This is a genomic window from Parafrankia colletiae (assembly GCF_001854655.1).
Taxonomy (GTDB): Bacteria; Actinomycetota; Actinomycetes; order Frankiales; family Frankiaceae; genus Parafrankia; species Parafrankia colletiae.
Genome location: NZ_MBLM01000109.1, coordinates 96442 through 119234 on the forward strand (window position 1 = coordinate 96442; position 22793 = coordinate 119234).

Below are 22793 nucleotides of genomic sequence, written 5' to 3' on the forward strand. Positions count from 1 at the left end.
ACAGTAGTTCAACGATTAGCTGAGGTCATGTTACTCTCGGTGACCGGCCGACGGGATGACGCCCGTGCTGTGACGGACGGAGATCTCCGGGGGGCGACAGGCATGCGGGTCGAGTCGACAGCCACGCAGATGACGGTGCGGCGAATCGGGGACGACGTCGTCATCGAGCTCGGCGGCGAGTTCGACACCGTCGGCCGGCTGCGGTTCCGCGAGCAGATAGGTGAGCTCCTGGGCCGGGGCGGCGGCCTGGTGACGGTGGACGTCGGCGACCTGGTGGCCGTGGACATCGCGGGCCTGGCCGCGCTCCTGCGCGCGGAGCTGCTGCTCCGCCGCGTCCACACCGAACTGCRCATCCGCGCGGCGTCCCCCGCCTTCAGTGAGCTCGTCCGCGAGACCGGTCTCGCGGGTCGGCTACGGGTCGAGGAGGCCGGCCGCCGCCGCGGCTACTGACCCGAAGGTCGCGCCGCCACCCACACCAGTGCCCAGGGACAGCCCGCCGGACGGAACCGCTCCCGCGAAGGGAACGGTGGTCGCGGTCACGCCGGCCGCGCTGACAACGGCCGCGATCGGGGAGCCGACCGCCACCGCGGGGCTGGCCGGTATCGCGGGGCTGGCCGGCATCGGGCCGGTGGACGGCGCGTCCCTGGTGTCCACCGGTGCCCTGTCGGTGGCCGGCGCGGCGTCGGAAGCGGCTCCTCCGCGGGCGGCCCGCCCCGCGGAGGAGAGGCTCTGTTCCACCCTGCTCATCATCAGCATCCCGATCATCGCGAGGAGCGGGAAGCTGAGCATGATCAGGATTTCGGATGAGGTCAGGTCCACCGGTCCCCCAGAGATCGGGTGTCCGGGCGCCGGTTTGGCGCCCCGCAGGTTCGCTTACCCGACCTGGAGGTCAGTTCACGCTCCGGGTGACGCGGACCTCGCACTCACCCGTGTCGGGTAATCACCCACCCGGCGTGCCGGTCGCCGGAGTGTGGGCAATCCGGTGCTGCGCAGCCGACCCCACTGCTCGTACTCTTCCCTGAGGGATGTCCTCCTGCCCCGACGACATCCGCCCGGCCGGCTGATCTCCGGGACTGCAGGGGAGGCTCACCATCAGCACCGAGGACCTACGCGCCCGACTGACGATGGTGACCGAGCAGGTCGACTTCGCCCTCGCCGAGGTCGCGCTGTGCGGGGCAGCCTACCGGCGCGCGGCGCAGGACGACCCCGACTGGCCGTGGCCGCCCGAATCCTCGCAGCACCTGGCCCGGCCCCTGGTCGCCCGTGCGCTGGCGGCGCAGCTCACGGCCGTCGCCCGGCTGCGCCTGTGGGCACAGGAGCTTTACTGGCTGCAGGAGCAGGTTCGCCTGCGTGCCATGGTCCCCTGATCTTTCGGTCGGCCGGCGTCAGTCGCGGGTGCAGTCGGTGTTGAACGGCCCGGACTGCGCGCCCGTCACCTCGTTGTCGCAGGCCACGATGTTCTGGGACCGGTCGGGCTGGTGGATGTACACGCCGAAGCCTGTCGCGTTCACGGTGAGGGTGTTGCGGCGGAAGGTGTTCTGCTGGCCCCAGCCCTCGTCGATGACATGGGTCTGGATGCCGTCCTCCAGCGTGCCGCCGCCGACACCGATGTTGTCCTCGACGAGCCAGCCGTTGCCCTTCACGTCGATCCAGGAGTCGGCTTCGACGAGAGCGTCCGAGGAGAGGGTGTTCCCGCGGACCACCCCGCCGGTGGTTCCCTCCTTGATGTCGATGTTCTCCGAGGTCGTCCCGGCGATGTCGTTGCCGATCACCGCGTTGCGGTCACTGCGGTCCGGCTGGCAGTCGGTGTAGGTGCACCAGTTGCTCTCGGCGCTGCCGATGTAGACGCCCTCGCCGAACTTCTCCCGGCGGTTGCCGGTGTCCCGGATGACGTTGCCGATGACCGTGTTGTCCGAACTCGCGGTGCGCAGGTGAATGGCCTCGTCGCCGATCGTGGTGACGCGAAGCCGGGCGATGGTCGAATGCTGGACGTCGTCCCCGATCACCCCCTTCTGGCCGTTGCGCACGGAGAAGCCGACCACCCGCACCCAGGACGCCCCTTCCAGGTGCAGCACGTACTTGGCGTCGTCGTCACCGTCGTCGTCCTTGCCGTCGAGGACGGCGTCCGCCGACCCGCACAGCCAGATCGGCTCGGCCTCGGTGCCCGAGGCGGTGAGCTTGAACGCGCCCCGGTAGACACCGTCGGCGATCTGGATGACGTCGCCCGGCTTCGCTGCGGCGAGAGCGCTGCGCAGGTCACCGGCGTCGGTGACGGTGGTCCCGTCGGACGGGCATTCGACCCGTTCGACCCCGGCGGTGGCCGCGGCGGCGGTCGGTGCGGCCGTGCTGGCCCGCGGCGACGGAGCGGGCCGGGACGGCACGACCTCGAGGGGGCTCTCCGTCTCCTCCGGGGCCGGGGTGCGCGCTGCGCCGGAGCTGGACCCGTCCGAGCCGCAGGAGGTCAGGGCGACCGCCACCGCCACCAGGACACCGGTCGCGGCCAGCCGCGCGGTCCGGCGGTGGGGTCGGGCCGCGCGGGCGGTCGTCATTTCGTGTGGTCCCCTCTGGAGCGCCGGCGGCGCCGGTGGTGTGGGCCGGTGGCCGGTGACGGCGGCTCGGTCTGCGGGTGCGGTGACGGCGGCTCGGGGGCCGGCCGGGATGGTTCGGGAAGGCGGCCGTCCGCCCACCGGCTGCCGGGCCCGTGGGCGGCCGGTCCGGGTTCGGGTGCCGCCGGGCCGCCCGGCCAGTCAGTGCGGGGCCACTGGGCTGGTCCCGCGCTGTGATCGGCGCCGTCGAAGGGCCGACCCGTCATTCCCGTTCCGTGCGGGCCGGTGTCCGCGGTGTCGATCCGCGGTCGGGTGGAGCGCCGTGGCTGCCGTGCCTGGGGGACCACGGGGCTGGCAGGGCCCCTGCCCGCCGCGCCGGCGCCCACCGGCGCGAGCGCGGTGGACGTGGCGACGGCGGCCCCGGCAGGAGCTGTCCTGGTGCTCCCGGCGACCGGCACGAGCGTGGCCGGGCCGAACGCGGCCGGGCCGTACGGGGTTGGGTCGAACACGGCCGGGGCGAGGTCGTCGGCGGCGCCACGCTGGCCGGGAATGCCGGAGTAGGCGGCATCCGGGCGCATCGTGCCACCGGTGAGCCGCCGGACCAGCAGCTCGGACTCGGGGTAGGGGTGCATCGGCGGGCGACGCCGGGCCCGGTGCCGGGTCCAGGCACCGAGGATGGGGAACAGCGCGACGGCGCCCCACACGACCAGCGCCGGATGCCGGCGGATCAGTGTGTACCAGTGCTGTGGCTCGCGTTCCACCCAGCCTTCCGCGTTGTTGTGGTGCACGTCGGCCTCGCGGACCCCGAGGGCCTTGCGGATGTCGACGGCACGCCACCCCTCGCCGGCGAGGGTGTTCCACTGGATGGCGGTGCCGTCCGCGGGCCCGCGGACGGTGATCGCGAACTCGGTGGCATCGCGGATCTTGTTCCGGCTGATGATGTTCGTCGTGGCCTCCTGGGTGATCACCCCCAGGCGACTGTCGGACACCGCGTTCTCGGTGATCGCGGTGCGGCGGGCGTCCGGTCCGATCTGGATGCCGGCCTCGTCCGGCCCGGTGATGGTGTTGCCGGTGACCTGGGTGCCGTTCGCGCCGCTCTTGACGATGATGCCGAGCTGCCCGTCACTGATCGTGTTCTTCCGGACGATCGTGTTCTCGCCGCCGACGACCCTGATCCCGTACCGCCCGTTCGCCGAGACGGTGTTCTCCTCGATCAGTGTGTCCCTGATCTGGTTGATCTGGACGCCGGTCGCGGTGGCGATCACACCGAGGCCACGGCCATCCAGGGAGATGCCGTCGCCGCTGTTGTCGGCGACCGTGCTGCGCATCACCCGGGAGCCCGAGGCCCGGTCGATGGTCATGCCGTCACCGTGGTTGCGTGCGGCGGTGACCCCCGACACGAGGGTCGTGATCGCGTCCCGGTGCACGGCGAGGCCGGAGCGCTCGTTGTCGGTCAGGCGCACCCCGATCATCTGGATGCCCTCGCTGCCCGAGACGTAGGCCCCGTAGATGTTGTTGCTGAACGTCGAGTTCGCCGCCCCGCCGGTACTCGGCTCGCCCTTGCTTCCCGTCCAGGCGACACCGCCGGTCCGGCCGTTCCAGAAACCCAGGTGGTTGGCGCTGACGTTGCGCAGGATCAGCTCGCCGCCCATGGTGCGAAGGTAGGAGCGGCCGTCCGCGGTGAGGCTGTCCGGTTCGAGGTTCTGGACGTCCCAGCCGATGACGGTCAGCGGGTTGTCCGGGGTCGCACCGGCGAACTCCAGTCCGCCGCGCCAGGTGGACACCGAGGTGAAGCCGGCTGCGCCGCTCGCCAGCCGCAGCGTGCCGACGCTGGCGTCGATCACCAGCCGGGCCTGCGGGCCGACCAGGACGTGCGCGGTGAACAGCACGGCCCCGTCCACCTCGCGCCGGCCGCCGCCGGCGGCGATGACGTCCTCGGCGCTGTAGGGGGCCCTGCGAGCGGGCAACAGCAGCGTGGGCTGGCTGCCGGCGACCTCGACGAGGGTCGGCGCGGTCAGCACGCCGAACCGCTCGAACATCGACCGCATCCGGATGTCCTCGGCGTCGACCAGGACGGACTGTTGCTTCGCGTCCCCGGAACTGACCGGAGGCAGCGGCGGCACCGGCTTCGCCTGCGCCGGCAGTGCGGTCAGGGTGGTCAGCGCCGTCACCGCCGCCAGCACTGCCAGCGGTGCGAGGGCGGCCAGGGCGGTGYGGGGCTTCCAGCGCGGGGTCGTCGGGGTCATCGGGCTCCGCCCGTAGCTGTTACGGCCGCCGGGTGGGCTGCCGGGCCGGTTCGGGTCGAGGCGTCGGTCTGTCCCTCGCCGCCGATCAGGTCGGAGCGGCGGGTCAGCCAGCCCTGCTTGTTCATCGAGATGAGGGCCCAGGCCTTGATCGGCAGCGCGATGACGATGATCATCAGTACGGTGAGGGGAAGGATGAAGATGTCGCGGGGATGCTCCCGTAGGTGAGAGAGCCCGCGGATGAGCCGTCCGAGCAGTAGCCAGGCGACCGCGATGATCGGGGCGTTCGGCTCCGGCCGGAACATCCACAGGACGAAGTAGGTCATCGCCACACCCATCGTCACCGGCGTGAGCACGATCTGCAGCACACTGATCTGCGTGATCAGGGGTTGCCGCCACAGCCAGCCCTTGTAGATGGCCGTCAGGTAGGTCCGGTAGGAGTTCCGGCTCCAGCGGACCCGCTGCTTCAGGAAGGCCCGCAGGTTGTCCGGGAACATCGACATGGCACGTGCCGTGTGCTGGTGCATCGTCCGGTAGCCGGAGGCGAGCACGAGCCAGGTCAACCGCCCGTCGTCACCGGCGATGCACCGCCGGCCGAGGAAGAACTCGTGCTCCAGGTTGTGCAGTACGGGCAGGATCGCCGAGCGCCGGTAGGCCGCGGTGCGCCCGGACAGGCAGGCGACGGCGCCGACCCGGCCCTGCGCGGGCACATAGTCGAGGTAGCGGATGTCAACGAGCCAGTTCGCGACCCGGCGCCACACGCTGCTCCGCGGCTCGTACACGTTCTGGCGGGTTCCGACCCCGCCGACCTGCGGGTCGATGAACGGCATCTGGACGGCGGCGAGCAGACCCGGCTCCCAGGCGGTGTCGGAGTCGCAGAGCACGACGATCTCCATCGTCGCGGCCGACAGGCCGACACCGAGCGCCGAGCGCTTGCCCTCGTGGATGAAGGGGATCACCCGCACCGTCGGGTCGGCACGCCGGGCGAGGCGGTCGATGAGATCCCGGTCCTCGACGTCGGGAATGATTAGGATCTCGTCCGGCTGCTGGGCGAGCCAGGTCTCCAGGCAGCGGATCAGGACGTCGGGGTCCTCCCGGAAGGACGGGACAACGACCGACGTGGTTGTCCGGAAGTTGTTCCGGATTGGCTTGTATCTGGTCGAGAGGAGCCGCCGGCTGAGCCACACCACCCAGGACACGGCGCCGGCGATGCCGAGCGGGATCAGAGATCTGTGATCGCGGACGAACTGCACCGCGTCGCCGAGCCACTCCATGCCTGGTTTCGCTCCCCCCGAACGTCGGCTACCGAGAACGCCGGGGGCACGGGCAGGAACGGGCACGATGAACCGACAGGCGCGCCAGCCTGCAGGTTCACGGCCCCCACCGCCCCCGTCGGTGGTAGCTCAGACGTGTTATTTGCTGAGCCGCCAGAACAGTAGCAGCAGGCTCTGCCCGTTCGGCCCGCCGTCACAATGGCGTAACTCGGGCTGGCAAACTTGTTGCTTGAGGTAGTGCCTCGAACACGCGGGGGGATGCATGCTTCGCCGCCGGCCCCCGCTCATCTCAACGAAACCTGGGCGGTCCACAATGCCGTCCGCGGCCCAGCCAGATGCTTGAGTGGGGGGACACACTATGAGCGCCGAGTCAGTGAGTACCGAGACGGTGAGTACCGAGACGGTGACGGCACCACTGCGGATCAGTGTGATCGGCACCGGATATCTGGGGGCCACGCACGCGATCTGCATGAGCGAGCTCGGTTTCGACGTCGTCGGTGTCGACGTCGACCCGGACAAGGTGCGGCGGCTGGCCGACGGCGAGGTGCCCTTCTTCGAGCCCGGTCTGGAAGAGCTCCTGCGTAAGAACCTGGCGACCGGCCGGCTGGCCTTCACCACCTCCTTCGCGGAGACGGCCGACGCCGACGTGCACTTCCTCTGCGTGGGCACCCCGCAGCGTGCCGACTCCGGCGCCGCTGACATGACCTACGTGGACGGCGCCGTGGAGCGTCTGCTCGCCGTCGGGCCGAAGCCCGGGGCGCTGCTGGTGGGCAAGTCGACGGTCCCGGCCGGTACCGCGGTACGCCTCGCCGGCTGGCTCGCGCGGGAGGCCCCCGACGTCGACCTCGCCTGGAACCCGGAGTTCCTGCGCGAGGGCTTCGCCGTCGAGGACACCCTGCGCCCCGACCGGCTGGTCTTCGGGCTGCCGGCCGACGACGAGTGGTACGGCGTCGCCGACCGCCACGACCACGGTGACCACACCGGGCGGCGGGACCGGGTGGAGGCCACGCTGCGGGCGGTCTACGCGGTCGCGCTGGACGCGGGCACACCCGCCGTCGTCTCCGACTTCGCCACCGCCGAGCTGGTGAAGGTCGCGGCGAACGCCTTCCTGGCCACGAAGATCTCCTTCATCAACGCGATGTCCGAGGTCTGCGAGGTCGCAGGCGCCGACGTGAAGACCCTGGCCTCGGCGCTGTCGTACGACACCCGCATCGGCGGCCGGTTCCTCGGTGCCGGCCTCGGGTTCGGCGGCGGCTGCCTGCCCAAGGACATCCGCGCCTTCCAGGCCCGCGCCGAGGAGATCGGCGCCGGCCCGGCCCTGCGCTTCCTCGACGAGGTCGACACCGTCAACCTGCGCCGCCGGACCCGGACGGTGGAGCTGGCGATCCACCTCCTCGGCGGCGTTGCCGCCGGGCGACGGGTGGCCGTGCTCGGCGCGGCCTTCAAGCCGAACAGCGACGACATCCGCGACTCGCCGGCCCTCGACGTGGCCGACACCCTGCGCCGGGCCGGCGCCCGGGTGACGGTCTACGACCCGGCCGCGATGGAGAACGCCGCCCGCAAGTTCCCCGACCTGCGCTACGCGACCGGTGTCGCCGCGGCGGTCGCCGACGCCGATGTCGTGCTGCACCTGACCGAGTGGGCCGACTTCCGGGAGATCGAGCCGTCGCTGCTGACCCCCCTGGTCCGTCGCCCGGTGATCGTCGACGGGCGCAACACCCTCGACCCGCAGCTGTGGCGCAGCGCCGGCTGGATCTACCACGCCCTCGGCCGACCGAACGTATGAGCGGGCCGGGGCAGCCGGGAGCAACACCTCCGGAGCCCCGCGGCCGGACGAGGCGGGCCGTGCTCRCCTCGTCCCTCGGCGTGCTCGGCCTCGCTGCCGGCGCCGGGTGCGGAGCGCTCACCGACGACCAGGTCTTCGACCCGGCCAGTGAGATCCTCCCGCCCGACACGGCGACGCCGGCCGCGGGTTCCGCCACCACGGCGCCCGCGATCGGTGCGGCGACGGGCCGCACGCTGGCGGACCCGGCTGCGGCGCGGGAGTTCTTCGGCAGGGAGCTGGCCCCGCAGACCCGGTCGTCCTTCGGGCTCGACCGGGCCGCGATCATGGCGTCGGACGATCCGCGTTTCCCGCAGTTCCTGCGGGTGACGATCCCGGTCGACGCGATGAACCCGTCCGACGCGAGAATCTACGGTGACGGGCCGACCTACGGCGGGACGCAGCTTTTCGTCGATCACACGCTGCGTTCGCCTTACGAGCTGTACCTGCGTTACTACCTGCGGTTTCCGGAGACGTTCGACTTCGGCAGGGGCGGCCGCCTGCCCGGATTCTTCGGGACCATCGTGAAGGACCGCCAGCGCACCGAGACGATGCGCAGCGGACTGGCGACGCGTTTCGCCTGGCGCGAGGGCGGCAAGGGCATCGTGTACGCGAACACCGCCCGCGAGGACCATCCGGTGAATGTGATCGGGAAAGGCTCGTGGTACTGGCCGAGGGGTCGTTGGGCCTGCGTCGAACAGGGCGTCAAACTCAACTTCGAGGGTTTCGCCGACGGGGTGATTCTCATGTGGCTGGACGGCCAGCTGGTGCACAAGGAGAGCTTCAACCCGCGGATCTCGAGCGATCTGCGGATCGGCGGCATTCTCGCCACGGCCACGTTCGGTGACGGCGGGGCGTCGTTCGCGCCGACCACGACGCAGGCGATCGACCTGGCCGGCTTCGCCTACGGCATCGCGCGTCTCAACCCGCTGCCGAGGCCGGAGGAGACCTGATCGAGGCTCTCGAAGTGCCGCCGGGCCATCGCCGCCGCGGCCCGGTTTCCCTTGTGCAGGAAGCGCGCGGCGGCGGCCTCGAGGCTCTCGGTCGCGTCGTCCTTGCGCCCCGCGCGGTACAGCACCTCAGCCCGGGCGAGCAGGGCGTTGCCCTGCCCGTCGATGTCGTCGGTGCGGCTGGCGAGATCGCAGGCGGTGTCGGCGAACCGTAGTGCCTCGGCGTCGCGCCCGGAGATCGCCAGCAGCCGGGCGTGCACCGAACACCAGCCGGCCTGGGCGGGGAGCTGGTCGCCCGCGGCGGCGTCCCGGCACCGGTTCACGTACTTCGTCGCCTCCTCCAGCTTGCCGAGGCGGACGAGCACGTCGGCGAGCAGCGCGGCGCGGGTGGCCAGGTGCGCCCGTTCGCCCATCCGGGACAGCTGCCGGCAGCTGCGGCGCAGCTCGCGCTCGGCGACTTCCGGCTCGCCGGCGAGCAGCGCGACCCGGGCGACGACGAAGCCGCTGTGGAACGGGTCGGCGCGGGCGCCGCGGATGTCACCGACGATCTCCTCGGCGTCCTTGAGGTGGGTCCGTGCGGCTTCCATGTCGTCGGACATCGCGGTGAGCAGCGCGAGCTGGGCGAGGACCGCCCGGCGCAGGCCGCGGTCGTCGCCGGCGCTGTCCAGCGCCGCGGCCGCCTTCGCGATCGAGTAGGGCACCGGCCCCGGAACCAGGCTCAGCAGCAGGACGAGCTCGCGCCGCAGTGAGTGCGCCGCCCGTGGCACCCCCGACTCCTCGGCGTGCCGCACCGCGTTCTCCATCGCCTTCTCCGCCGCCGCGAACTGGCCGGCGGCGCCGTAGGCGGCGCTCTGGCTGCGGCAGGCCAGTGCGGCTCCGACGTCGTCGCCGTCGCGGACGAAGGACGCCAGCGCCGCGGTCGCCTCCGTGAGAGTGCTGGCGACCAGGCCCTCCGGGTCGGTGGCGAACAGGACGCGCAGGTGCGCGAGGCGGGCATGGGCGCGCAGCCCGTCCTCACCGGCGCGGCGCGCCCGGTCGCTGACCTGCCGCAGGATCCGTTCGGCGTCCGAGAGCCGGCCGAAGGAGTACAGCGCCCAGCCGAGGTCGATCTCCGCGCGCAGCCGCAGCGGGTCGGTCTCCGGCAGCAGGGTGATCGCCCGCTTCAGCAGTTGCGCGGCGCCGGTCTCGTCACCCTGGCGGACCCGGTCGGCCGCCTCGATCAGGCAGGTCGCCGCGGACCGGCCGAGCTCGACCATCTCGTTGTCGCGCTGACCGAGCACCACCCGGTAGCGGTAGGCCTGCTCCAGGTGGTACCCGACCAGCTCGTCGTGCTCGCCGGGACCGCCGACCATCCGGGCCTGCAGCCAGCCGGCGAACCGCTCGTGCAGGTCGGCGCGCTGGCGCTTGGACGTCGTCTGGTACGCGCAGTCACGCAGCAGGACGTGCAGGAACCGGTACGCCTCCACCCCGGGCAGGTCGGAGCGGTCGGGGTGGACCAGCTCCTTGCGGACGAGCGACAGGCAGTGCTCGTAGACGTAGGGGCGTTCGACCGGGTCGGACAGTTCGATGACGGCATCGAGGTAGAAGCGTTCGCCGACGACCGCGGCGCGCTCCAGCACCTGGCGCTCCGGCGGGTCCAGCCGGTCGAGCCGGGCGGCGAGCAGCGCGGAGATCGTCGGCGGCACGGTGACGCCGCGCAGGCTGCCGGTGGCGATCCACCGGCTGCCCTCCCGCCGGAGCAGGCCGTCGTCGACGAGCGCGGCGACCATCTGCTCGACGAACAGCGGGTTGCCCGCGGCGGAGGTGGTGATCCGGGAGACCAGCGCGGGGTCGAGGTCGTCCGAGCCCATCAGGGTGCGGATCAGCCGCTGGCAGCGTGCCTCGGTGAGCGGCGCCAGCAGCAACGAGGTGGCGTTCAGCTTGCCGCCGCCCCACATCCTGCGCTCCTCCAGCAACTCGGGGCGGGACAGGCACAGCAGCAGGATCGGCGCGTCGCGGGACCAGTCCGCCACGTGCTCGATGAGGTCGAGCAGGGTCGGCTCGGCCCAGTGCACGTCGTCGAACCAGAGCACCAGCGGGCGCTGTTCGGCCAGCGCCTGGAAGAACGTGCGGACGGCCCAGAAGCTCTCCTGGGTGCCCAGTTCCGCACCGCCGAGGCCGACGAGGGGGGCGAGGGCGTCCACCACCTCGGCGGCCTGTGGGACACCGGCGAGCAGGTTCTTCAGCCGCAGCCGACCGTCGGGCGCGCTTTCGTCGGCGGACATGCCGGTGGCCTGGCGCACCATCTCCATCAGCGGCCAGTAGGYGATGCCCTCGCCGTAGGACAGACAGCGGCCGGTGAGCACCATCGCCCGGCTGGAGATGCCCTCGCAGAACTCGCCGACCATGCGGGACTTGCCGATGCCGGCGGGCCCCAGAACGGTGAACAGGTGACAGGTCCGCTCCTCCACGACTGCCTCGAAGGCGTCCTGGAGGCGGCGGCGCTCGCGGTTGCGGCCGATCACCGGCGCGGCGAACCCCTGGGACGGCTCCCGCAGGCCGGGCCCGACGCCGGGGTTGCGCAGGCCGAGCAGCCGGTGCGCCCGCACCGGCTCCYGCTTGCCCTGGACGACCAGCGGCCCGACCGAGCTCGTGGTGATGCTGTGCCGGACGAACCGGTAGGTGCTCTCACCGATGAGGATCTCGTCGGGCGGGGCGGCCTCCTCCAGCCGGGAGGCCACGTTCACCGGGTCGCCGGTGGCGCCGCCACCGGCGACGGTCACCTCGCCGGTGTTGATACCGATCCGCACCCGCAGCTGCAGGTTCAGGTCGCGGTGGAACTCGGCGTTCAGTTCCTCCATGGCGGCGCGGATGTCCAGGCTCGCCCGAAYGGCGCGCAGAGCATCGTCCTCATGCAGCACCGGGATGCCGAACACGGCGAACACCGCATCCCCGATGAACTTCTCGACCGTGYCGCCGTGCGCGTAGATGACCTCGCGGACGGTCGTGAAGAACCGCCACATGACCTGTTGCAGCTGTTCGGAGTCGATCTTCTCGCCGATGTCGGTCGACCCGGTGATGTCGACGAACATGATGGTCACGATCTTGCGGGCTCCGATACCCGCGACGGGCAGGGGATTCCCGCAGCCGGAGCAGAAGCGTGCTCGCTCGGGGTTCCCCTCCTCGCATGTCGGGCACAACGCCATGTGCGGGATCGTAGGCCGATCGCGGTGGCGAGAGGTGGGGGATGAGGGGACGTGCCGTGCGGGCAGTGACCTATGCCACATCACGGATTCGGTCCGTTCCTGGTTCAGGATGGCAGGTCCCGGCGCAGTGAGGCGCTCGCGGCGGCGATGAGGACCACCGCCCACGAGATCGCGGCGGACAGTGACGAGACCGGGGTCTCGGTGGTGGGCCACAGGAGCACGCCCGAAGGTGCGGTTACCGGGCCGTGGAAGCGGGCCCCGTCGAGTGCGGCCTCGGCCAGGCCGCTCAGGGCGACGACACCGGCAGCCGGGGCGAGACCGCGGGTGATCTCACCCAGTGCCACGCCCGTCAGGCCGGCCGCGCACACCACGGCGACCACGATCAGGTAGGCGGTCAGCACCTCCGCCGGACGGCCCGACCGCATGGCCGCGCCCCCGTGCCGGCCGGCACCGCGCAGCCACCAGGCCGCGAACACCAGGCTGGACAGGGCCGTGCCGATCAGCACCACCGTCGCGGCCTGGGCGGCGAGGACCCGCACCCGGCCCGGGCTGACCAGCCAGGCGTGGGTGATCGTGCGGTACCGGTACTCACTGGTGACGAGAACGACGCCGAAGAACATCATGGCGTAGGCGAGGAGGAAACCCGAGCGGGAGCGCAGCCCGTTCCAGGCGAGGGCCGGATCGGCCTGGGCGCCCCACAGCAGCAGGGGCAGTGCGTGCACGGCCAGGACGACGCACAGCCCGGCGAGCTGCCACCGCCCGGTGGCCAGCTTCATGAGCTCGGCACCCACCAGGCGCGATGTGTTCGGCCCCCGGCCCCGCCCCGCACCCCCCGCACCCCCTGCGCGCGACCGGCGGGCGGCGGCCCGGCCGCCGGAGGTGACGAGCGTGTGTGGGCCGGTCATCGGCCCTCGCCGGTGGACTGGCCGGTCAGCTCGAAGAACGCCCGCTCCAGATCCGGCCCCGTGGTGTGCAGCTCGACGAGGGGGATGCCGTGCCCCGCGCACAGCCGGCCCACCCGTTCGGCCGTGCCGTGCGGCAGGCGGAGGGAGTCGGGCCCGGTACGGACGACCCGCTCCCCGGGAAGCAGGGAGGGCAGGAGCCCGGCGAGCCGGTCGGCCTCGGGTGTGCGGACCTCGACCCTGCCCGCGCCCACCTCGCCGGCGGGCGCGGCCAGCACCACCCGGCCTCGGTCGATGATCACGACGTGGTCGACCGTCTGTGCGACCTCGGCGAGCACGTGGCTGGACACCAGGGCGCAGCGCCCGGAGGCAGCCCACTCGCGCAGGAAGTGGCGCAGCCAGCGGATGCCGTCCGGGTCCAGGCCGTTGGCGGGCTCGTCCAGGACGAGCAGCTCGGGATCTCCGAGCAGGGCGCAGGCGATGGCCAGCCGGCCGCGCATCCCCAGCGAGTAGCCGCCGACCGGGCGGTCGGCGGCCGAAACGAGGTCGACACTCTCCAACGCGCCCTCGACGGCCGCCGACCGCGCGCGGCGGGGCAGGCCGAGCGCCACGGCCAGGCAGCGGAGGTGGTCACGCCCGCTGCGGGCCGGGTGAGCGGTCGGCTCGAGCACGGCGCCCACTGTCCTCGCCGGGTCCGACAGTTTCCGGTAGGAACGGAGCTCCCGACGGAGGCCGTCCCGGAGCAGCGCCTGCCCGCTGGTGGGCGTGACCAGGCCGAGCAGGATGCGCAATGTCGTGGTCTTGCCCGAACCGTTCGCGCCGAGGAAACCGGTCACCGCCCCCGCGGGCACGGTGAACGAGACGTTCCGCAGCGCCTCCACCCGCCCGTACCGCTTGGTGAGGTCGCGGACCGCCACGACGTCGCCCGAGGCGGCCGCCCGGGCCGGAGTCGGACCGCTGGCCTGGCGGGCGTTGTCATCCACCGTCACGGATCTGATTACGGTGGCCTCCTCAGGTCGGAACGCCCTGTGATCGTCTCACGGTAACGGCCGTGTGTTTCCGGGGGCAGCGCTGTCGCGCAGCTGGGCGAGCAGACGGCTCAGAGTGGCCCGTTCGTCGTCGGACAGGCCGCCGGTGAACTGCCCGACGGCACCCGAAGCGTCGGCCAGCCCGCGCTCCAGCGCGGTCCGCCCCGTCGGTGTCAGCTCCAGCAGAATCGCCCGCCGGTCAGTGGGATCGACCCGGCGGCAGACCAGGCCGTCGGCCTCCAGCCCGTCCACGGTCTCGGTCATCGTGCGGGGCGCGACGGCGACGGCCGCGGCCAGATCGCGCGGCCGGACGGGCCCGCGCTCGGCGACGAGCCGCAGCACCTTCAGGCGGGCCAGGGTCAGTCCGGCGCCGGCGCGCAGTGCCTCGTTGACCGAACGCCGCACCTGGTGGCCGACGGCCAGCACGAGGTCGATGAGCGGGTCTCCGGTGTCGGGTGGGGGCATGTCCCGGTCGTCCCCTTCGCTGCTTCCGTCGTTGTTCTCGGCAGATTGTGCGCCGTGCGTCACAGGTCCGAGCACGGAGCATCCTCTATTGTGAGGGCACCTCATTGAAATGGAAAGGGCGCCCCCGCGGAGCGTGAACGATCCCGAACCCGGCGTGTGGACGGGCCGCGGCGAGCGTGACCTGCGAACGGAAGGGAACACCGTGGACGCACTGGCCTGCCTGATGACCCGCCGCACGGCCACCCGGCTGGTGGAGCCGGGCCCGACATCCGAACAGCTCGCGGTCATGCTCACCGCGGCGACCACCGCGCCGGACCACAAGATGCTGCGTCCGTGGCGCTTCGTCGTGGTCCGGGGCGAGGCGCGCACGACCCTCGCGAACGCGATCACGGCCGCCGCCGAGGCCGTCGGTGGCCTGGCCGAACCGGTGATCCGTAAGGCCGCGGGCAAGGCCACCCGCTCGCCGGCCCTGATCGCGGTGATCGCCTCCCGGGTGCCTGGATCCAAGGTCCCCCGTGCCGAGCAGGACGCCTCCGCCGCCGCGGCGGCGCAGAACATCTGCCTGGCCGCGCACGCCCAGGGCGTCGCCTCGGCGTGGAAGTCGGTACCGCTGCCTGACAGCGACGAGGTCCGCGCCGTGTTCGGGCTGACCGGCGGCGAGGAGCTGCTCGGCTGGGTCGAGCTGGGCACGCTGTCCGACGCCGTCCCCCTCCCTCCGCGCCCCCGGGTCGACCTGCCGGCGGTGACCGCAGAGCTCACCACCGCCGGCGTGCTCGCCCCCGTCCCGGCCCTGGCCGCGGCAGCCGCCACCCTCGTGACGCCGGCAGGGTGACGCGCGGGCCTGTTCGTGGCGGCTGACCCGGCGTGTGACGGATGTCCGGTCGTGGCGGGCAGGCCTTGGCTGCGGCCGGCAGGGGAAGTTGCCCTCGGCAGGGGAAAAGGAGCGCCGCCGGGGTACAGAGACTGCTGCGGGCGGCGTTGTTGCGCCGTCCCGGGTCGGTCGTCTGCCCGGTCACCGACGCTCGCGGCGAACCCGCCGGTTCCGGCACCCCCGAACTCCGCTTCCGGAAAGTAGCGGCGTTCGGCGCCGGGAGCTACCTAAGCTGAACCCAGGCCGGCAGCCAGGCCTGTGAGGGGGTGGCGCGGTGACCAGGACTCGCTCGTCCGGTACGGCCCCCCGGGGCCCGCTGCGTCGGCCGATGATCAGCTGGCTGGTGGCCGGCCGGCTGGTGGTCGCGGGGGCCCTGTTCACCGCTGCGCTGGCCGGGTGCGCCGAGTCCGGAGCGGACACCGCCAGCTCCCGACCCATGCCGCCGGCAGCGGCCGACCCGACCCAGCCCCACTCGACGCCGGACCCGGCAGCCACCGGGGCCCAGACCCCGGGGGGCCCCGGTGGCGCCGCCGCGGGTACGGGTACCGCCGGTACCGATCCGGCTGGCTCCCCGGGTGATGGCGCCGACAGCGCCGACGGGGCAGGCGCAGCTGGCTCCGGCGGAACGGCCGGCTCCGGCGGAACGGCCGGCTCCGGTGGCGACGGGGCGAACTCCCCGTCCAGCGGCGAGGCCGGGACGTCCGGCGCGGAGGACGGCGCGAGTGGCGCCGGTGGCGCCGATCGAGATGCCGCGGGCGGCTCGGCGGGGCCGCTGGTGCCGGATCTGCCGTCGGTCGCGCCTTCCCCGGTCTTTCTCGGCGAGGCGTGTGACCCGGACCGCGACTCCGAGCCGGCGACGGCCGTCAACGGCCTGGTCCTCTACTGCGTGCCGGTGCCGGAGCCGGAGATCACCGGGGCCGACCCGAGCGGGGTCGGGCGCTGGTCGCCCGGGCCGCCGTCCCAGGGCACCCCGACCGGTCCGGAGCCTGGCGGTGAGTGTGACCCGGCCGACGTCGGCCGGGTCGTCCCCGGTGCCGACGGCCGGCCGCTGTCCTGCCTGCGCGAGCCGGACGGCGCGATGCGCTGGGCCGACGTCTCCTGACTCAGCGGCGGCGGCGCGGGCGCAGCAGGTCGGCGAGTGACCAGAGCGGTGGCAGCACGAGCAGGGTGAACACGGCCGCCCAGGCCCAGGGATGGTCGGCGAGGTAGGGGACGGCGTCGTCACGCAGCCAGGGGAACAGCCGGTCGCCGGCCGCCGGGATCAGCCCGGCGGCGGCCAGCACGGCGAGCCCGCCGACGCCGGCCACCGTGAGCCCGCCGGTGAGCGTCCGCCAGCTGGTCACGCCGATCATGAGCAGGCCGACGGCGGTGACCAGCAGCCCCAGCCCGCCGAGCAGCCCGGCCTGGGTGACCGCCCCCGCGAGCCCGGCGAGGAACAGCACCGCGCCGGTGGTGATCGTCACCCGGTACCGGCGGCGGGCGAGATTGTCCACGGCCGCGTGGGCGAGCCGGGTGACGGTGCGCGCGGCGGCGACGGCGGGGCGCAGCGGGCGGGGGAGCGCGCGCAGCGATGCGAGCCAGGCGGTCAGTACCGCCAGGGTCTGGGCGACGGCGGCGACGAGGATCGCGCTGTTCGCCCGGTCGGTCAGCCGTTCGTCGGCTACCCGGCAGGTCCGCAGCACGGCGTCGGTGGCCGCGGGATCGACCCGGTCGCCGCCGGCTTCGGAATGTTCGGCCACCGCGTCGAGGAAAGTCCGGTTCGGGGCGGGGCTGGCACCGGCGCCGTCGATGTCCGCGCGGACGGCGGTGGCCACGCTGACCAGCTCAGCCGCGGCGATCTCGCGTTGGATACCGGCGGCGACCCAGGCCGCGGTCTCCGGCAGGGCGGCCGGGACCGGTGCGTCCGGATCGTCCAGCCAGGCCAGCTCGGCCAGTACCGGTCCGGGAGCCGGGACCGCGGCGATCGTTGCCAGCTGGTCCACGAAGTCGGTGAGCCACCGCGCCTCGTCGGCCGTGGAGCTGGGCCGGCCGCCCGCGGTGTCGCGTAACCAGGCGAGGCGGCGCGGGTCGAGCAGGATGCGGACCAGCCAGGCTGCGCCGTCGAGGCGCCCCCACATCCAGTCGTTCGCCCGCCAGGACGATTTCGCGAAGGCGCCGAAGTTCCCGAGCTGCAGCCCGGTCAGCTTGCGCGCCGCGGTTGCCCGGCCCGGATCAAGGTCGCAGCGGACGTCCGCGCTGACCTGGACCAGCTCCACCGGCTGGTCGACGATCTCAGCTCCGGTCAGGGTGCGGGTGACCAGATGCAGGTCAAGCAGGGCCAGGGCCGCCCCGCCGCGTCGCGGCGGGAGGTACCGGACGAAGTCGTCCAGGGTGCGGGCGGCCACCCGGCGCCGGGCGGCGAGGCTCAGCCCGTTCGGATGGGTGCGCGGCCGCTGCGTCAGCAGCGCGGCGGACGCGAGCAGTGCGGTCGGTGCGGTCGGCATCGCCGGCCTGGAGGACGCCGCCGCGGCCGGCGACCGGCCGAGGACCCTGGCAGGTGAGCGCGCCACGATGCGGCCGAGCAGGTCGCGCAGGTTCTCGGTGAGTGAACCCAGCGTGGTCCAGGCGAGGGTGAGATCGGTCTGGCTGGTCTCGGCGTCACCCACCCCGCGCAGCCAGCGCCGGGCTGCCTCGGCGACCACCGCGTCGGACGGCGCACCTGCCAGATCGCGCAGCGTGTGGCGGACGATCGTGAACGCCCCCCGGTTCGCCGGGGTCGACGGGAGCGGCAGCAGGTGGGCCCCGGCCTGCTCGCGGGGCGCGACCACAGCCCCGTGGATCCCCCGGGCCAGGTGCGCCAGCGCCCTCCGGTCACGTGGGTCCGTCGCCAGTACGTAGCCCTCGTTGATCATTGCGATCAGGATGCCCTTGGCCGCGTCGACCGCGGGACGTCCCAGCCGCCACAGCTCACCGGTGTCGGCCTGACCGGGCAGCTCGTCGGGAAACTGCGCGAGGGCGGCGCGCACGGCGGCGACGCGCAGCTCCATGCGGCCGCCGGCCGTCGCCAGCAGCTCCGCGGCGTCGGCGGGAACGGTGTCCAGCGGTGCCGGGCCGGCCGCCGCGTCGACGACGATCCGGTCGAAGACCTCCACCACGGCATCCGCGGCGCGTTCCGCCTCCCGCCCGCGGTAGGCCTCGTAGATGTCCTGGTCGGTCAGCCGCGGCCCGCCGGCCGGCGCGAGCCGGAACAGTGCCCGCCGGGTCGCGCGCAGGCCGCGGACGGCCTCGTTGTGCTCCCGGATGCGCCGCAGGTCGACCGAGATCGACTGGTTCAGCGCGGCGTCGAGCGCGCCGAGCAGTGTCTCGGTGGCCGAGGGGAGGCCGGGGCGCTGCCCGGGTCCGTGGTCCGCTGCCGGGTTTCCCGCCGGGTTCTCCGGTGCGTCCTCGGGTGGGTTCGGTGCGGGCACGACGTAGGCGAGGACGCGGCGGACCTGCCGGCCGCGCGCGGGCCGCTCGAAGACCTCCTGGATCGCCGGCCCGATCGGGCGGTTCACCAGGATGCCCCCGTCGGAGCCGTAGAAGTCGCCGGCCGCGTTCACGTAGTCGGCCATATCCGGATGGTCGGCGTCCGGGGAGTTGCGCACCGGGACGTACGCCGGTTCGAAGGCGCCGGGGAAGGCCGCGCTGGCCCGGGCTGCCAGCGCCAGGCGGGCGGCCGCCTCGGGGTCGGTCAGGTCGTCCTCGCCGAAGACGAACAGGCCGCGATGGTCGCGGTCGCGGATGATGCCGCCGAGGTCGTCCGACCAGCGACTGGACTCCCCACCCAGGATGGTCGTGGTGATGAACACCGAGGTCGGACGGATCGTGCGCGCGGTACCGGCCCGCGGGGCGATGCTGTGCAGCCCGCGGCGCAGCGCCGGGAGCAGGATCTCGTCCCCGCGCAGCAGCGAGGGGAAGCGCCGCCCGTCCGGCCGCCGCATCAGCTCGCGCAGGGAACCCAGCGTGATCCACAGGTCGTGCAGGGGCCCGAGGTCGGTGTCGTGGGCGTTCGCGTACCCGAGCAGGGCCACGTTGATGCCGCCGGCGGAGGCCCCGGCGAGGACGTCCACCGAGATCTCGACATCCAGCGCCGCCAGCAGCGCGGCCCAGCGCCCGGCGACGACGGCGTCGGTGGCGGACCAGCCGCGGGCGTGACCTGACCGGGCGGCGGTGGCGAGGTTGATCTCGCGCGCGACGCCGCCCATCCACACCGCGAGGCTGGCGCCGCCGGTCATCACGATCGCGAGCCGGATGTCCTGCGTGGCGCCGTCGCGGGGCCCGTCGGGACTGTCGGGCCTGTCCGGTCCGTCGGGCTCGCCTGCGCCCGCCGTGGCCCTCGCACCGCCCTCCGTCATGGTCGCAAGACTAGACGTGCCGGACATTGCTGACTCCGTGTGCTTTGGGCCCGCTCCGAACCGATGTGGCATTCGTCCGGAGATCTCTCCCCTTCTTGGTTACTCGCGAGTAGCATGGGCATCACCTACCAGCGAGTAACTACGCCCGCGCCACCGAGCACCGCACGGTGGGTCGGAGGGGAGGAGCCGTCCATGGGGCACTACCGGAGCAACCTTCGCGACATCGAGTTCAACCTGTTCGAGGTGTTCGGCGTGGACCGGACGCTCGGGACCGGGCCCTTCGCGGAGATGGACCGCGACACCGCCCACGAGGTGCTTGCCGAGCTCGAGCGGGTCGCCACCGGGCCGGTCGCCGAGTCCTTCGTCGACGCGGACCGTCACCCGCCGACGCTGGACCCGGACACCGGCACCGTCACGCTGCCCGAGTCCTTCCACCGCTCCTACGCCGCGGCGCAGGAGGGCGAGTGGTGGCGGCTGTACCTGCCGGCGCACCTCGGCGGCATGGGTGCCCCGCCGACCATCGCCTGGGCGGCGTCCGAGCTGTTGCTCGGCGCGAACCCGGCCGTGTTCATGTACATGGCCGGCCCGACCTTCGCCGCCATCCTCGAGAACGTCGGCACCGAGTGGCAGAAGAAGCTCGCGCGCTGGGCCATCGAGCGCCAGTGGGGCGCGACCATGGTGCTGACCGAGCCGGACGCCGGCTCGGACGTCGGTGCCGGCCGGGCGCGCGCCGTCGAGCAGCCGGACGGGACCTGGCACATCGAGGGCGTCAAGCGCTTCATCACCAGCGGCGACTGGGACGTCCCCGAGAACATCTTCCACCTGGTGCTCGCCCGTCCGGAGGGCCACGGCCCGGGCACCAAGGGCCTGTCGATGTTCGTACTGCCCAAGTACATGCCCGACCCGGAGACCGGCGAGCCCGGTGCCCGCAACGGCGTCTACGTCACCAACCTCGAGAAGAAGATGGGCCTGAAGGTCTCGACCACCTGCGAGCTGCGGTTCGGTGAGCGCGAGCCGGCCGTCGGCTGGCTGGTCGGCGACGTCCACGACGGCATCGCCCAGATGTTCCGGGTCATCGAGTACGCCCGGATGATGGTCGGGACGAAGGCCATCGCCACCCTGTCCACCGGCTACCTCAACGCGCTGGAGTTCGCCCGCGGGCGCGTGCAGGGCGCGGACCTCACCCAGGCCTCGGACAAGACCGCACCCCGCGTCACGATCATCAACCACCCCGACGTCCGCCGGATGCTCATGGTGCAGAAGGCGTACGCCGAGGGGATGCGCGCCCTCGTGCTCTACACGGCGACCTTCCAGGACGCCGTCGCCCTGGCCGCGGCCCGCGGCGAGGTGGACGAGGACGCCGAGCGGATGAACGACCTGCTGCTGCCGATCGTCAAGGGCGTCGGCTCGGAACGGTCCTACGAACTGCTCGCGAGCTCGCTGCAGATCTTCGGCGGCTCCGGCTACCTGCAGGACTATCCGATCGAGCAGTACATCCGCGACGCGAAGATCGACACCCTGTACGAGGGTACGACGTCCATCCAGGGCCAGGACCTGTTCTTCCGGAAGATCGTCCGGGACAAGGGGCGGGCGCTGACAGCCCTGCTCGGGCAGATCCAGGAGTTCGCCAAGGGCGAGGCGGGCAACGGCGCGCTGCGCGGCGAGCGGGAGGCGCTGGGCAAGGCCCTGGAGGAGTGCCAGGCGATGGTCGGAGCCATGGTCGGCTTCCTCACCGCCGGCGCCGAGAACAGCAGGCAGGTCTACCGGGTCGGGCTGAACACCACCCGGCTGCTGATGAGCCTCGGCGACGTCATCATCGGCTGGCTGCTGCTGCGCGGCGCCGAGGCGGCGCTGCAGGCCCAGGGCAACGGCTCCGCGACCGGGCGGGACCAGGCCTTCTACATCGGCAAGATCGCGGCGGCCCGCTGGTTCGCCGCCAACGTCCTGCCGGAGCTGCAGGCCCGCCGCACGGTGCTGGAAGGCACCGGCCTCGGGCTGATGGAGCTGCCCGAAGAGGCCTTCTGACGCAGTGGGATCCGCGCGGGGTGGCCGGCGAGTGCGCCCGCCGCCACCCCGCGCGGATTTCTCGCTGGTGCACCCGGCCTGCCCGGAGCGCGCTGCGACCCCGCTGACCCCGCTGACCTCGATGGACGTAGCAGCTGTCGAGCGAGGCCGGAGGCGCTCAGGGCGTCCGTCGGGCGCCGGATGTGCGCAGCGTGGTTGTATCGTGGGTGATCAGGGGTAGACGGAGTCAATGGGAACTCCGCTGAGCCTTCTGCTTCTCGCTTTCGGCGCCGTGCTCGCGTTCGCCGTCCGCGCCGATCCGTCCGGCCTCGACCTCACTGCTGTCGGGGTCATCCTCATGATCGTCAGCCTGGTGGGCCTGGGCGTCACGCTCTACCGCGACCAGTGGCGCCGCCGGATCGTCGAGGAGTCCATCGACCACGGCACGCCGCCGCCGGTGAGTGTGGACGACACCGTGCTGGTGGATCCGTCCATGCAGGTCGAGGCCCCGACGCATCATGACCCCGTCCGCCCCGGGACCGGGAGCGACGGCTCCGTCCAGTCCGTCCGTGAGACGCGTACCGACGTGCACCTGGACGAGCGGCCCCGGGCCCGGCGCCCGGCTCAGCGTGGGTTGCGCCTGCGCTGAGCCGGAGCGTGGGCTGCGCCTGCGCTGAGCTGGAGCGTGCGCCGGGCCGGAAGGCAGGCGGGCCCCAGCCGGGAGACGTACGGGCGGGTGTGACGTGCGGACGGGCGCCGACCGGGCTCAGGTGGTGCGCAGCGGGGGAAAAGCCTGGTCGAGCTCGTTGCGCATGTCACGCTTGAGGATGTCGTCGGCCTCGGAGGACGACTGGCCCTCCAGCAGGAACCGGGCGACCCGCAGGGTCAGGTCCACCCGCTCGGCCAGGTTGAGCGCCCCGTTGAACCGGCCGCTGGTGCTGGCGGAGGTCAGTACCTTCGCGACGAACTCGTCGGCGGCCTGCAGAGCCTCCACGCGCGTCATGCGTTCACCTCTTCGTGGCGGAAGTCGAGCCGGGTGCCGGGTGTGAGGCGCAACCGTACCAGGCTGGACACCTCTCTCCGTTGTGCACCCCTATGTGTCCGTTGTTCCCTCAAGGGTGTATATGGCG

18 protein-coding genes are annotated in these 22793 nt (G+C 72.7%); 8 read left to right on the top strand and 10 right to left on the bottom strand.

Going from position 1 to position 22793, the window contains the following annotated elements; genetic code table 11:
* The first annotated feature begins 102 nt into the window (after positions 1-102).
* Positions 103-450 carry an STAS domain-containing protein gene (locus CC117_RS13450; RefSeq protein WP_071084075.1) on the top strand — a complete coding sequence of 116 codons (348 nt, stop codon included), beginning with the start codon at positions 103-105 and terminating at the stop codon, positions 448-450.
* Here the strand turns inward: CC117_RS13450 and CC117_RS13455 are convergent.
* Positions 412-819, bottom strand: coding sequence for a hypothetical protein (locus CC117_RS13455; RefSeq protein ID WP_071084077.1), 408 nt, complete (start codon positions 817-819; stop codon positions 412-414). The genes CC117_RS13450 and CC117_RS13455 overlap by 39 nt on opposite strands.
* A gap of 305 nt (positions 820-1124) precedes the next feature.
* On the opposite strand from CC117_RS13455, the gene CC117_RS13460 reads away from it, so the two are divergent.
* Positions 1125-1367: a hypothetical protein gene (locus CC117_RS13460; protein WP_018636713.1), complete on the top strand. Its 243-nt coding sequence runs from the start codon at positions 1125-1127 to the stop codon at positions 1365-1367.
* A gap of 18 nt (positions 1368-1385) precedes the next feature.
* Here CC117_RS13460 and CC117_RS13465 read toward each other — a convergent pair whose 3' ends face one another.
* Genes CC117_RS13465 through CC117_RS13475 form a run of 3 tightly spaced genes read right to left on the bottom strand, consistent with a single transcriptional unit; the run spans position 1386 to position 6063 of the window.
* Positions 1386-2549: a right-handed parallel beta-helix repeat-containing protein gene (locus CC117_RS13465; protein ID WP_071084079.1), complete on the bottom strand. Its 1164-nt coding sequence runs from the start codon at positions 2547-2549 to the stop codon at positions 1386-1388.
* The gene (locus tag CC117_RS13470) at positions 2546-4792 is read right to left on the bottom strand and encodes a right-handed parallel beta-helix repeat-containing protein (RefSeq protein ID WP_241830073.1); all 2247 of its coding nucleotides are present in this window, start codon (positions 4790-4792) and stop codon (positions 2546-2548) included. Before CC117_RS13470 ends, CC117_RS13465 begins: the two co-directional genes overlap by 4 nt.
* On the bottom strand, positions 4789-6063 hold the full coding sequence (locus tag CC117_RS13475) for a glycosyltransferase family 2 protein (RefSeq protein WP_071084080.1): 1275 nt from the start codon (positions 6061-6063) through the stop codon (positions 4789-4791). The genes CC117_RS13470 and CC117_RS13475 overlap by 4 nt, the downstream gene beginning before the upstream one ends.
* Positions 6064-6421: 358 nt before the next feature.
* On the opposite strand from CC117_RS13475, the gene CC117_RS13480 reads away from it, so the two are divergent.
* Positions 6422-7849, top strand: coding sequence for a UDP-glucose dehydrogenase family protein (locus tag CC117_RS13480; RefSeq protein ID WP_071084081.1), 1428 nt, complete (start codon positions 6422-6424; stop codon positions 7847-7849).
* Between the two features lie 59 nt (positions 7850-7908).
* A complete protein-coding gene (locus CC117_RS13485; protein ID WP_241830074.1) occupies positions 7909-8838 on the top strand; it encodes a polysaccharide lyase in 930 nt (309 codons plus the stop codon).
* Here the strand turns inward: CC117_RS13485 and CC117_RS13490 are convergent.
* From CC117_RS13490 to CC117_RS13505, 4 genes are all read right to left on the bottom strand, one after another.
* Positions 8790-12020 carry an adenylate/guanylate cyclase domain-containing protein gene (locus tag CC117_RS13490; protein WP_071084083.1) on the bottom strand — a complete coding sequence of 1077 codons (3231 nt, stop codon included), beginning with the start codon at positions 12018-12020 and terminating at the stop codon, positions 8790-8792. The two genes, CC117_RS13485 and CC117_RS13490, sit on opposite strands and share 49 nt — an antisense overlap.
* 104 nt (positions 12021-12124) lie before the next feature.
* Positions 12125-12925, bottom strand: a complete 801-nt coding sequence (locus CC117_RS13495; protein WP_071084085.1) for an ABC transporter permease — start codon at positions 12923-12925, stop codon at positions 12125-12127.
* Positions 12922-13905, bottom strand: coding sequence for an ABC transporter ATP-binding protein (locus CC117_RS13500; protein ID WP_071084182.1), 984 nt, complete (start codon positions 13903-13905; stop codon positions 12922-12924). The genes CC117_RS13495 and CC117_RS13500 overlap by 4 nt, the downstream gene beginning before the upstream one ends.
* Positions 13906-13959: 54 nt before the next feature.
* On the bottom strand, positions 13960-14415 hold the full coding sequence (locus CC117_RS13505) for a MarR family winged helix-turn-helix transcriptional regulator (RefSeq protein WP_071084183.1): 456 nt from the start codon (positions 14413-14415) through the stop codon (positions 13960-13962).
* A gap of 202 nt (positions 14416-14617) precedes the next feature.
* Between CC117_RS13505 and CC117_RS13510 the strand changes: the two genes are divergently transcribed.
* Positions 14618-15247, top strand: a complete 630-nt coding sequence (locus CC117_RS13510) for a nitroreductase family protein (RefSeq protein WP_071084185.1) — start codon at positions 14618-14620, stop codon at positions 15245-15247.
* Positions 15248-15560: 313 nt separating this feature from the next.
* The gene (locus CC117_RS13515; RefSeq protein WP_241830076.1) at positions 15561-16388 is read left to right on the top strand and encodes a hypothetical protein; all 828 of its coding nucleotides are present in this window, start codon (positions 15561-15563) and stop codon (positions 16386-16388) included.
* A 1-nt stretch (position 16389) separates the two neighbouring features.
* Here the strand turns inward: CC117_RS13515 and CC117_RS13520 are convergent, their stop codons facing one another.
* On the bottom strand, positions 16390-19686 hold the full coding sequence (locus CC117_RS13520) for a patatin-like protein (RefSeq protein ID WP_241830077.1): 3297 nt from the start codon (positions 19684-19686) through the stop codon (positions 16390-16392).
* A gap of 165 nt (positions 19687-19851) precedes the next feature.
* On the opposite strand from CC117_RS13520, the gene CC117_RS13525 reads away from it, so the two are divergent.
* Positions 19852-21684 carry an acyl-CoA dehydrogenase gene (locus CC117_RS13525; protein ID WP_071084090.1) on the top strand — a complete coding sequence of 611 codons (1833 nt, stop codon included), beginning with the start codon at positions 19852-19854 and terminating at the stop codon, positions 21682-21684.
* A 229-nt stretch (positions 21685-21913) separates the two neighbouring features.
* Positions 21914-22312: a hypothetical protein gene (locus CC117_RS13530; protein WP_071084091.1), complete on the top strand. Its 399-nt coding sequence runs from the start codon at positions 21914-21916 to the stop codon at positions 22310-22312.
* Between the two features lie 117 nt (positions 22313-22429).
* On the opposite strand, the gene CC117_RS13535 is transcribed toward CC117_RS13530, so the two are convergent.
* The gene (locus tag CC117_RS13535; RefSeq protein ID WP_006541825.1) at positions 22430-22666 is read right to left on the bottom strand and encodes a hypothetical protein; all 237 of its coding nucleotides are present in this window, start codon (positions 22664-22666) and stop codon (positions 22430-22432) included.
* Positions 22667-22793 lie beyond the last annotated feature (127 nt).

What these genes read in the sequence shown, in the direction of transcription:
- CC117_RS13460 (WP_018636713.1), top strand. Translation starts at nt 1,125, where the DNA reads ATGGTGACCGAGCAGGTCGACTTCGCCCTCGCCGAGGTCGCGCTGTGC.
- CC117_RS13465 (WP_071084079.1), bottom strand. Translation starts at nt 2,549, where the DNA reads ATGACGACCGCCCGCGCGGCCCGACCCCACCGCCGGACCGCGCGGCTG.
- CC117_RS13475 (WP_071084080.1), bottom strand. Translation starts at nt 6,063, where the DNA reads ATGGAGTGGCTCGGCGACGCGGTGCAGTTCGTCCGCGATCACAGATCT.
- CC117_RS13480 (WP_071084081.1), top strand. Translation starts at nt 6,422, where the DNA reads ATGAGCGCCGAGTCAGTGAGTACCGAGACGGTGAGTACCGAGACGGTG.
- CC117_RS13495 (WP_071084085.1), bottom strand. Translation starts at nt 12,925, where the DNA reads ATGACCGGCCCACACACGCTCGTCACCTCCGGCGGCCGGGCCGCCGCC.
- CC117_RS13505 (WP_071084183.1), bottom strand. Translation starts at nt 14,415, where the DNA reads ATGCCCCCACCCGACACCGGAGACCCGCTCATCGACCTCGTGCTGGCC.
- CC117_RS13520 (WP_241830077.1), bottom strand. Translation starts at nt 19,686, where the DNA reads ATGTCCGGCACGTCTAGTCTTGCGACCATGACGGAGGGCGGTGCGAGG.
- CC117_RS13525 (WP_071084090.1), top strand. Translation starts at nt 19,852, where the DNA reads ATGGGGCACTACCGGAGCAACCTTCGCGACATCGAGTTCAACCTGTTC.
- CC117_RS13530 (WP_071084091.1), top strand. Translation starts at nt 21,914, where the DNA reads ATGGGAACTCCGCTGAGCCTTCTGCTTCTCGCTTTCGGCGCCGTGCTC.
- CC117_RS13535 (WP_006541825.1), bottom strand. Translation starts at nt 22,666, where the DNA reads ATGACGCGCGTGGAGGCTCTGCAGGCCGCCGACGAGTTCGTCGCGAAG.